General features: G+C 62.0%; 10 protein-coding genes and 1 tRNA gene. All 11 read left to right on the forward strand.

Features of this window, described 5'->3' with window-relative positions; translation table 11 throughout:
• Positions 1-93, forward strand: a 93-nt coding sequence (locus NKI24_RS35320) for an EF-Tu C-terminal domain-related protein (protein WP_476738618.1), incomplete at its 5' end; no start/stop codon positions are given.
• Between the two features lie 159 nt (positions 94-252).
• Positions 253-1,938, forward strand: coding sequence for a COG3904 family protein (locus NKI24_RS35325; protein WP_352451057.1), 1,686 nt, complete (start codon positions 253-255; stop codon positions 1,936-1,938).
• Positions 1,939-2,034: 96 nt separating this feature from the next.
• Positions 2,035-2,517 carry a group II truncated hemoglobin gene (locus NKI24_RS35330; RefSeq protein ID WP_352451056.1) on the forward strand — a complete coding sequence of 161 codons (483 nt, stop codon included), beginning with the start codon at positions 2,035-2,037 and terminating at the stop codon, positions 2,515-2,517.
• 129 nt (positions 2,518-2,646) lie between these two features.
• Complete coding sequence (locus NKI24_RS35335; RefSeq protein ID WP_352750769.1) at positions 2,647-3,066, forward strand: hypothetical protein; 420 nt, start codon at positions 2,647-2,649, stop codon at positions 3,064-3,066.
• A 175-nt stretch (positions 3,067-3,241) separates the two neighbouring features.
• A tRNA-Trp gene (locus NKI24_RS35340) sits at positions 3,242-3,317 on the forward strand.
• Between the two features lie 364 nt (positions 3,318-3,681).
• Positions 3,682-3,885, forward strand: a complete 204-nt coding sequence (secE, locus tag NKI24_RS35345) for a preprotein translocase subunit SecE (RefSeq protein ID WP_023680439.1) — start codon at positions 3,682-3,684, stop codon at positions 3,883-3,885.
• Positions 3,886-3,912: 27 nt separating this feature from the next.
• A complete protein-coding gene (gene nusG, locus NKI24_RS35350) occupies positions 3,913-4,440 on the forward strand; it encodes a transcription termination/antitermination protein NusG (RefSeq protein ID WP_006333333.1) in 528 nt (175 codons plus the stop codon).
• A 160-nt stretch (positions 4,441-4,600) separates the two neighbouring features.
• On the forward strand, positions 4,601-5,029 hold the full coding sequence (gene rplK / locus NKI24_RS35355; RefSeq protein ID WP_023680440.1) for a 50S ribosomal protein L11: 429 nt from the start codon (positions 4,601-4,603) through the stop codon (positions 5,027-5,029).
• A gap of 4 nt (positions 5,030-5,033) precedes the next feature.
• Positions 5,034-5,732, forward strand: coding sequence for a 50S ribosomal protein L1 (gene rplA, locus NKI24_RS35360; protein ID WP_023680441.1), 699 nt, complete (start codon positions 5,034-5,036; stop codon positions 5,730-5,732).
• Positions 5,733-6,124: 392 nt separating this feature from the next.
• Positions 6,125-6,643: a 50S ribosomal protein L10 gene (gene rplJ / locus NKI24_RS35365; RefSeq protein WP_352451054.1), complete on the forward strand. Its 519-nt coding sequence runs from the start codon at positions 6,125-6,127 to the stop codon at positions 6,641-6,643.
• 54 nt (positions 6,644-6,697) lie between these two features.
• Positions 6,698-7,075, forward strand: coding sequence for a 50S ribosomal protein L7/L12 (gene rplL / locus NKI24_RS35370; RefSeq protein WP_023680442.1), 378 nt, complete (start codon positions 6,698-6,700; stop codon positions 7,073-7,075).
• Positions 7,076-7,167: the final 92 nt, after the last annotated feature.

Here is a 7,167-nt window from a genome sequence, read left to right on the forward strand (position 1 = left end):
GTGCCGATCGCCATGGAAGAGAAGCTGCGCTTCGCCATCCGTGAAGGCGGCCGCACCGTCGGTGCCGGCATCGTCGTCACCATCAAAGAGTAGTCGCCGGCGCTGCCGGTTGAGATCGGATGCAAAGGGGCGGTCTTCGGGCCGCCCTTTTGATTCTGATATTCTGGCAATGGATTAACCGCATTGCTTCAAATCCTGTTGCAAGCGCCTCTGCCATAACTAGTATAGGTTGCATCGAGGGGGGCTGCCCGAATGGTTCCATGGCGCCGTTTGCATAGTCAGGCATGGTGGTCGCTAGGGCTGATCTGCCTGGTGTCGTTGCTTGCCATGGGCCACGCTGCCTTCGCAGCGGATGCAAAGAAATCCACGCCGGAAAAATCCGCGCCGGATTTCGGCCCGACGATGCGGTTCGTCGTCGTGCGCAGCAGCGCGCCGGGCTGCGAGCCGACCTGTCCGGAATGGATATCGGCGGAAGGCTCGATAGAAGCCGGCACGCCGGCCCTGTTCAAACGCGCGCTGAAAGCGCTTGGCGGCCGAAAGCTGCCGATCGTCGTCGATTCCCCCGGCGGCAATGTCGAAGCGGCGCTGACACTTGGTCGCCTGATCCGCAAGAACAAGCTCGATATCGCCGTCGGCAAAACCCGCTTCGTCGGCTGTCTGCCAGATGTGAAGAACTGCAAGGAAAACGACGGCAAGAGCGCCCGTTATTTTGGCAATGCTTATGCCGATGGCGCCATCTGCAATTCCGCCTGTCCGTTGATGTTTTCCGGCGGCATCCGGCGCGTGGTCGGGGAGTGGGCCTTTCTCGGCGTCCATCAGATCACCACGACCTATATCCGGACGAAATTGCTGTACCGCACCACCTACCGCATGGTGAAGGGCAAGAAGAAGATTCTCAGCACCAAGGTCGTCAGCCGGAAGAACGCCGGCAGCTACAAGACCTATGAGATGAACAAGCCGCTGGAGCGGAAGCTGGCGGCCTATCTGAAGGAGATGGGCGTCGGCCTGGGTGTGCTCGAGACCATGAAAAGCACACCGGCCAGCGGTATCCAGCAATTGGCTCCCTACGACATGCTGCAAATGAATCTCGTCACCAGCCGGGATGCCGTCGACCTGCTGACCGCGCCAATCCTATGCACGTCCGATCCGTTGCCGGCGAGTTGCAGGGAGGTGCCGGCGCCGGCGAATATCACGAAGCCGGCCGGCGAAGTGGTGGCGAAAGCCGAGCCTGCACCCGCAGGGCTCGAAACCCCGCGGCCGAAGGAGGTCGCAGACATGCGCTTCGTCCTGGTCCGCGGCAGCAACCCGCTGTGCAATCCAAACTGCCCGGAATGGATCTCGGCCGAAGGCGCGATTGCGCCTCAGACCCCGCAGAAGCTGCGCCAGTTGCTCGCCATGCTTGGCAACCGACGGCTGCCGGTGGTGGTCAGCTCACAAGGAGGCGACCTGTTCAGTGCTCTGGCGGTGGGGCGACTTATCCACGAAAAGAAGCTCGACATCGCCGTCGCCCGCACCGATTTTGTTGGCTGCGACCCGGGAGAGTGGAGTTGCTTGGCTAAAGAGGGCGCCTATGCCGGCCTGACCGTCGATTCGGGAGCGGTATGCGATTCGGCGTGCGCGCTCATGCTTGCCGGCGGCGTCAGACGGTTTGTCGGTCCGCAAGCGCGGCTCGGCATGTACCTGATGGGACAGCAGCAGATAATTAAGCCCTATCTCGAGGACATGGCGATTGGTCCCGGTCTATTCGCCGCGCTCGAGCAGCGCTCGGTCGAGCGCCAGCTCGAACCCGACCTAATGCTGAAGGTTGGACTGACGACGGGGCCGCAATCGGTGGACGCGCTGACGGGCGCCACCATCTGCAAGCCGTCGCCGAAGCCCGACAACTGCCGCGTTCTGCCGTCCGCCAGCGCCGAGGCAGAGACGCCGGCGAAGCTTTAGCGCAACCTTGCACTGCCCATCGAGGCAGGTTGAGCGGCGCTCGGTGTTTCCGCTATCGTCCAGCGCGGTTGAAGTCCAGCATGGGAGGGATCGCGAATGAGCCAGGATGTCCCGACATTGTTCGAATGGGCCGGCGGCTCCGAAGCGCTGAACCGCCTGACCCAAACCTTCTACGACAACGTCTCTCGGGACCCCATCGTCGGGCCGGTGTTCAAGCACATGTCGCCGGATCATCCCGCTCACGTCGCGGCCTTCATCGGCGAAGTTTTCGGTGGACCCAAAACCTACAGCGAAAAGCATGGCGGCCATCGCGAGATGGTGATGCATCATCTCGGCAAGCATCTGACCGAGGAGCAGCGCCGGCGCTGGATCAACCTTCTCGCCGACGCCGCCGACGAGGTCGGCCTGCCTGACGATCCCGAATTCCGCTCGGCTTTCATGGCCTATGTCGAATGGGGATCGCGGCTGGCCAAGATGAACTCCAACAAGGGCCCGACCTGCGACCCCGAGACGGAACCAATGCCGGCCTGGGGCTGGGGGGTGCCGGGTGGCCCCTACAAGCCGCCTTCGGGAACCTGACCGCGCGCGAATCGGTCGAAAGCCTGCCGGCCAGGAAAACGGGTGGCTATGGAGGTCTCGGTCCTCCAGGCTAACGGTCTAAAGTCGCCGTCGAATGGCGGGGCCACATTGAAAACCGGAGGCTTTGCGATGAGATCGGAAGGCAAGAAAAATTCAGACGGCGTCTTTGACAGCAACCGCGGAATCCGAAATCCGTTTGGCTTCATGGACGTCCCCACTCCCGACGACGAGGAGGTGTCGGCGTTCGCCGCCGGCGTGAAACTGGAGGGAACTCCAAGCGATGAAAATGCCGAGGCCTGGGGCACCGAAAGCGACCGCGACCGCAACGACACCATCGAAGGCAGCTGGTCCAGCCGATGGAACGGCGGTGCTGATCCCACGATCCCGGGCGATACCAAGGATAAATGGAAGTCCGGCCGGGGCGAGGTGAAGACGGCGGGAGAGAGAGAGTTTACCTGCTGTTCGATTGGCATAATGGCGTGCGCAAGGGGCTCATCGATGCCCGGCGCCAGGGTGCGAAAGGGCTGGTGGGAAAATACATCAATCTGACCGACCCGGAAATCGTGCGTCCCTGGGTCGGCTTGATCGTCAGCAATCAACGGATCGACGGGAAATGGCCGGGAGGACGCCTGGACTTTCGAAGATGAAGGCCGGGTAGCGCACGTCGCTCTTTACAGAGCGCGCGGAAGCTTTTAGGAAGCGCCTGCTGCGCCGACATGCGCATACGGGCATAGCTCAGTTGGTAGAGCGGCGGTCTCCAAAACCGCAGGTCGTAGGTTCGAGCCCTGCTGCCCGTGCCATTCTTTGAATGGATACCTAAAAACGATTCTTTTGCAGTGCGGCCTTTGAAAATCGGCTTGTGACTTGCCATATGGCACAAGTTGCGGCATAAGGGCCGCATAGCCGGGACGGGACGACTGGATGGTTCCGAGGCGGCGTTTGGCCATAAAGCGGACACTTGCCACTTGCGTGGATCAAGAATCGGTTTTATGTAGACGAGACAGACACGCGACGCGTGGAGCTGGGAAGCCGGCTTTACGCGTCTGATTTGCATGGGCGAAATGATTGCGCTGATTCGGCGCGAACGCACGCTCAAGCGGCACGTCCCGGCCAGCGGGATCATCCAGGAGGCCCGGCCAACGGGTCTTGCAGACAGAGCGGCATATGGCTTCGAAAACCACAAATCCCTTCACCTTTCTCCAGCAGGTTCGCGCGGAGACCGCCAAGGTCACTTGGCCGTCGCGGCGCGAAACGATGATCTCGACGGTGATGGTCCTTGTGTTCGCGGTCATCGCGATGATCTTTTTCTTTACCGCAGACGTGGCCATGGGCTTTGCGGTCGAAAAAATCCTCGGCCTCGGACAGTAAGTCCGGCGATTACGGAGAAGTCTTGAAATGACCGCGCGGTGGTACATCGTCCACGCCTACTCGAACTTTGAAAAGAAGGTCGCCGAGGACATTGAGAACAAGGCCAAGCAGAAGGGCCTGTCCGCCGACATCGAGCAGATCGTGGTGCCGACCGAGAAGGTCGTCGAGATCCGCCGCGGCCGCAAGGTCGATGCCGAGCGCAAGTTCTTTCCGGGCTATGTGCTGCTGAAGGCCAATCTGACGGACGCCGTGTTCTCGCTCGTCAAGAACACGCCGAAGGTTACCGGGTTCCTGGGCGACTCCAAGCCGGTGCCGATCACTGAAGCCGAGGCCCAGCGTATCCTGAACCAGGTTCAGGAGGGCGTCGAGCGGCCGAAGCCGTCGGTGACGTTCGAGATCGGCGAAGCGATCCGCGTTTCGGATGGACCATTCGCGTCCTTCAACGGTTTCGTCCAGGAAGTGGACGAGGAGCGGGCGCGGCTCAAGGTGGAAGTTTCGATCTTCGGGCGCGCCGTGCCGGTCGATCTGGAATTCGGACAGGTCGAGAAGGGCTGATCCGAAATCCCTGCACCGGTTTCGGCGGCAGGGAAGGCGGCGCGGAGATCGCGCGGCCAAAAACGGGTGGGAGGCGAATGCGGCTCTAGCCGGCCGCGCGGACCGCACCACCAGACTGCAACCGCCGGCAAGACCGGCATGAGAAAAGGCAGGAAGAGAGATGGCTAAGAAAATTGCAGGCCAGCTCAAGCTCCAGGTTTCCGCGGGATCGGCCACGCCGTCGCCCCCGATCGGCCCGGCGCTTGGTCAGCGTGGCATCAACATCATGGAGTTCTGCAAGGCGTTCAACGCGCAGACCCAGGAAATGGAAAAGGGCTCGCCGGTTCCGGTCGTCATCACCTACTACCAGGACAAGTCGTTCACCTTCGTCATGAAGACGCCGCCGGTGAGCTACTTCCTGAAGAAGGCTGCCAACCTGAAGTCGGGCTCGAAGGAGCCGGGCAAGGTCAAGGCCGGCACGATCGGCCGCGACAAGGTGCGCGCCATCGCCGAGCAGAAGATGAAGGATCTGAACGCAAACGACGTCGAGGCGGCCATGCGCATGGTCGAGGGCTCCGCCCGCTCGATGGGTCTGGAAGTGGTGGGCTGAGATCATGGCAAAGATTGCAAAGCGTGTATCGAAGACCCGCGAAGGCATCGATCCCAACAAGGCTTACGCTTTGGGTGAGGCGCTGAAGCTGCTCAAGGATCGCTCCTCGGTGAAGTTCGACGAGACGATCGAAGTCGCGATGAACCTCGGCGTCGACCCGCGCCATGCCGACCAGATGGTCCGCGGCGTGGTCAACCTGCCGAACGGCACCGGCCGCAGCGTTCGCGTCGCCGTCTTCGCGCGTGGCGACAAGGCCGAGGAGGCCAAGGCCGCCGGCGCCGACATCGTCGGAGCCGAGGATCTGGTCGACATCGTCCAGAAGGGCACGATCGACTTCGACCGCTGCATCGCCACGCCGGACATGATGCCGCTGGTCGGCCGTCTCGGCAAGGTGCTCGGTCCGCGCGGCATGATGCCGAACCCGAAGGTCGGCACGGTCACCACCGACGTTACCGCCGCCGTCAAGGCATCGAAGGGCGGCGCCGTCGAGTTCCGCGTCGAGAAGGCCGGCATCGTTCACGCCGGCGTCGGCAAGGTCTCGTTCGACGTCAAGGCGCTGGAAGAAAACGTCCGCGCCTTCGCTGACGCGGTGACCAGGGCAAAGCCGGCTGGTGCCAAGGGCAACTACGTCAAGAAGGTGTCGGTCACCTCGACCATGGGCCCGGGCCTCAAGCTCGACGTCTCGACGCTCGCAGCGTCCTGATACGAACAATTGGATCGGCCGCTAAAACGCTGATTCGTGAAAGAATTCCGGGCCTCCGACCTGTCGGCGGCCCGGTACCGGAAGTCGAAAGGCTTCCGGACATCCTGTCCGAGATTGCAGGCGGCCCCCAAGCCTTAGATGATGTGGGCCTTAATTCATGTGGGCCTGCATGAGACGGGTGAAGACCGGACAAAGGAGCCAGAAGCTCCAATGAAAGGTTCGAACCGTGTTTGCCTTTTGTCTGCGCACCGTCCGGCTTGCCGGCAGGTGTGGCGAAAGGGGGCAGGATCCTCGAGCGTCGTTCGGGAGATCCGTTACTGGATGGCCCGGCCGGCAAAAGGCAACCCGACGCCTGTCCTTCGTAGAGGGCAGGGGTCAACTGGAGATAGGCAGTGGACAGAGCGGAAAAACGCGAACTCGTCACGGGCCTGAATGGTGCGTTTTCAAGCGCTGGTTCAGTCGTCGTGGCCCACTACGCCGGTATCACCGTCGCGCAAATGAACGACCTTCGGTCGAAAATGCGCGCCGCCGGTGGCACCGTCAAAGTCGCGAAGAACCGTCTCGCCAAAATCGCTCTTCAGGGCACGGACTCCGCATCGATCATCGAGCTGTTCAAGGGACAGACGCTGATCGCCTATTCGGAGGATCCGATTGCGGCGCCGAAGGTCGCGTCCGATTTCGCCAAGGGAAATGACAAGCTCGTCATTCTCGGCGGCGCAATGGGCACCACCTCGCTCAATGCCGACGGTGTGAAGGCACTCGCCACACTTCCGTCGCTCGATGAGCTGCGCGCCAGGCTGGTTGGCATGATCGCCACGCCGGCAACCCGGATCGCCCAGATCGTCAATGCGCCTGCGGCTTCGGTCGCGCGCGTCATCGGCGCTTACGCCCGGAAGGACGAGGCGGCATGAGGCCGTTCCTCGCTATCACAAACACACGTTCGAACCTTATGAAGGAACATTGCAATGGCTGATCTGGCAAAGATCGTAGACGACCTTTCGAAGCTGACCGTCCTCGAGGCGGCCGAGCTGTCGAAGCTTCTTGAAGAAAAGTGGGGCGTTTCCGCCGCTGCTCCGGTGGCGGTTGCCGCTGCCGGCGGCGCTGCGGCCGCTGCTGCTCCGGTCGAGGAAAAGACGGAATTCGACGTCGTCCTGACCGAGGCAGGCGCTCAGAAGATCAACGTCATCAAGGAAGTTCGCGCCATCACCGGTCTTGGCCTCAAGGAAGCCAAGGACCTGGTCGAGGCGGCTCCGAAGCCGGTCAAGGAAGCCGTTTCCAAGGCCGACGCGGACAAGTTCAAGGCCCAGCTGGAAGCAGCCGGCGCCAAGGTCGAACTGAAGTAAGCGTTGAGTACCTGGCGGCCGGGGAGCGCCCGCACGCCCAACTGTAGCCGGGAAGGGGGGCAGCCGGCCCGGCACCATGCGAAAAACACATT

The sequence above is a fragment of the Mesorhizobium sp. M0701 genome (genome assembly GCF_040320365.1).
Classification (GTDB): Bacteria; Pseudomonadota; Alphaproteobacteria; order Rhizobiales; family Rhizobiaceae; genus Mesorhizobium.

Excerpts from the sequence above, each read along its gene's own strand:
- rplK (WP_023680440.1), top strand. The coding sequence starts at position 4,601 with ATGGCTAAGAAAATTGCAGGCCAGCTCAAGCTCCAGGTTTCCGCGGGA.
- rplL (WP_023680442.1), top strand. The coding sequence starts at position 6,698 with ATGGCTGATCTGGCAAAGATCGTAGACGACCTTTCGAAGCTGACCGTC.
- NKI24_RS35330 (WP_352451056.1), top strand. The coding sequence starts at position 2,035 with ATGAGCCAGGATGTCCCGACATTGTTCGAATGGGCCGGCGGCTCCGAA.
- rplA (WP_023680441.1), top strand. The coding sequence starts at position 5,034 with ATGGCAAAGATTGCAAAGCGTGTATCGAAGACCCGCGAAGGCATCGAT.
- nusG (WP_006333333.1), top strand. The coding sequence starts at position 3,913 with ATGACCGCGCGGTGGTACATCGTCCACGCCTACTCGAACTTTGAAAAG.
- NKI24_RS35325 (WP_352451057.1), top strand. The coding sequence starts at position 253 with ATGGTTCCATGGCGCCGTTTGCATAGTCAGGCATGGTGGTCGCTAGGG.
- secE (WP_023680439.1), top strand. The coding sequence starts at position 3,682 with ATGGCTTCGAAAACCACAAATCCCTTCACCTTTCTCCAGCAGGTTCGC.
- NKI24_RS35335 (WP_352750769.1), top strand. The coding sequence starts at position 2,647 with ATGAGATCGGAAGGCAAGAAAAATTCAGACGGCGTCTTTGACAGCAAC.